General features: G+C 73.8%; 1 protein-coding gene. It reads right to left on the reverse strand.

All coding sequences use genetic code 11. The features are described from left to right. Positions 1 to 2,600, reverse strand: a 2,600-nt coding sequence (locus tag E1294_RS51585) for an SDR family NAD(P)-dependent oxidoreductase (protein ID WP_246083890.1), incomplete at its 3' end; no start/stop codon positions are given. Between the last annotated feature and the right edge of the window lie 35 nt (positions 2,601 to 2,635).

Below are 2,635 nucleotides of genomic sequence, written 5' to 3' on the forward strand. Positions count from 1 at the left end.
TCCCACAGCCCGTACGCCAGGGACGTGGCGACCAGCCCCGACGACCGACGGTGCACCGCCAGGGCGTCGAGGAACACGTTCGCAGCGGCGTAGTTGGCCTGTCCTGCCGCCAGGACGGAGCCGCCCGCGGACGAGAACAACACGAACGCCGACAGGTCCAGATCACGGGTCAGCTCGTGCAGGTGCCACGCCGCGTCGGCCTTCGGCCCCAGCACCCCGTCCAGGCGCTCCACCGACAGCGACCCCACCAGCCCGTTGTCACTCACGCCCGCGGCGTGCACCACGCCGCGCAGCGCGCGCTCACCGGGAATCGACCCGATCAGCGCGGCCAGCGCGTCACGGTCGGCCACATCGCAGGCCGCCACATCCACCGCGGCCCCAAGCTCCGACAACTCCGCCACCAACTCGGCCGCACCCGGCGCCTCCAGCCCGCGACGACTGACCAGCAACAGGTTCCGAACGCCGTGCTCGACCACCAGATGGCGCGCCACCAGCACGCCCAGACCACCCGTACCACCGGTGACCAGGACGGTCCCCTCCGGCCCGAACACCGGCTCGCCGGCCGAGGTCCCGGCCCTCACCAGCCGCGGAGCCCGGATCTGGCCGCCGCGAACGGCCGCCTCCGGCTCTCCGGAGGCCGCCACCCCGGCCAGCGTGCCCCACGACTCCTGGTTGCCGTCCACGTCCACCAGCACGAACCGGCCCGGGTTCTCCGCCTCGGCCGCCCGCACCAGCCCCCACACCGGAGCCGCCGACACATCCACCTGATCACCGTCGTCAACGGCCACCGCGCTCCGCGTCACCACCACCAGCCGCGACGACCCGAACCGCTCACCGGCCAGCCATCCCTGCACCACGCTCAGGACGTCGGCGACGGTCTCGTGGACGGCGTCGAGGACATCCGCCTCCGGCGGGGTCACCACGTACGTGACCGCGTCCGGCACGGCGGCGTCCTCGGCGACCGACGCCAGCTCGGGCAGCTCGGGCAGCTCGGCGGTGTCGGGGGCGGAGACAGGAGTCCACTCCACCCGGAACAGCGACTCGGCGCGGTCGTTGCCCGCGGCGGTGAGCTGGTCCGCCGAGACAGGGCGGACGGCGAGCGACTCGACCGACAACACCGGCGCGCCGTCGGCGTCGGCGATGGTCAGCGCGATGGAGGTCTCGCGGAGACGGGAGATCCGCACCCGTACGCTGCTCGCGCCCGCCGCGTGCAGCCGCGCTCCGGCCCAGGAGAACGGCAGCACGGTCTGCCCGTCCCCGGCGATCAGCTGGGCGTGCATCGCGGCGTCGAGGAGGGCGGGGTGCAGCCCTGACCTGGCCGCGTCGGCGTGCGCCTGTTCGGGCAGCTCGACCTCGGCGAACACGTCCTGGTCCCGCCGCCAGGCGGCCTGCAGGCCCTGGAAGACGGGCCCGTACTCGTACCCCATGTCCAGCAGCAGCTCGTAGGCGCCGGACACGTCGACCGCGTCGGCGCCGGCCGGCGGCCACTGCTCCAGCCCGTCCGCGGGCGCGGGCGCGGCGGCGGACAGCGCGCCCTCGGCGTGCCGGGTCCACGTGCCGGCGCTGTCGCCGTCGGCGCGGGAGTGGATGGCGATCGACCGCGCGCCGGAGGCGTCGGCGGCGCCGACGACCACCTGCACCTGGCGCCCGCCGCCGGCGGGCAGCAGCAGCGGTGCCTGCAGGGTGAGTTCCTTGACGAGCGGGCTGCCCACCTCCTGGCCGGCCTGCAGCGCCAGCTCCAGGAACGCCGTGCCGGGGAGCAGGATCGTGCCGTTGACGGCGTGGTCGGCCAGCCACGGTTGGGTGGCCACGGACAGGCGGCCGCTGAAGATGACGGACTCGCCGCCGGCCACCTCGGTCACCGCGCTCAGCAGGGGATGGTCGAAGGCCGCGAGCCCCGCCCCGGCCATGTCGCCGGCCCCGGCGCGTTCGGAGATCCAGTACCGCTGGTGCTGGAAGGCGTAGGTGGGCAGGTCCACGTGCGACGGGCGGGCGGGGGCGAAGAACGCCTCCCAGTCGACGGCCAAGCCGCGCACGTGCAGGTGGCCCAGGGCTTGCACGAACGCGAGCGGCTCGGCGCGGTCCTTGCGCGTGCTCGGGACGAAGACGCCGTCCTCGGCGCTCTGCTGGGCCAGCGCGGTCAGGGTGGCGTCGGGGCCGACCTCGATCCAGATCTTGGCGCCGGTCGTACGGGCGGCGGCGACGCCGTCGGCGAACCGCACCGCACCACGCACATGCTCCACCCAGTACGAGGGATCGGTCAGCTGCCCAGGCTCGGCCAGACGACCCGACACGTTCGAAACAACCGGAATCGTCGGCTCGTGGAAGGTGACACCGCTGATCGCCTCAGCGAACTCCGCCAGCATCGGCTCCATCAACGGCGAATGGAACGCGTGCGAGACCCGCAACCGGCGCGTCCGCACCCCAGCCCGGCCCTCGATCTCCGCGATCGCCGCCTCATCACCGGAGACCACCACCGCGGACGGACCATTCACCGCCGCCACACCGACCCGGTCCTCACGACCAGCCAGCAACGCCAGCACCTGCTCCTCCGAAGCCGCGACCGCCAGCATCGCCCCACCGGCAGGCAACGCCTGCATCAACCGAGCACGCGCCGCCACCAGCGCACACGCAT

This window comes from Nonomuraea diastatica (assembly GCF_004349015.1).
GTDB classification, from domain to species: Bacteria; Actinomycetota; Actinomycetes; order Streptosporangiales; family Streptosporangiaceae; genus Nonomuraea; species Nonomuraea diastatica.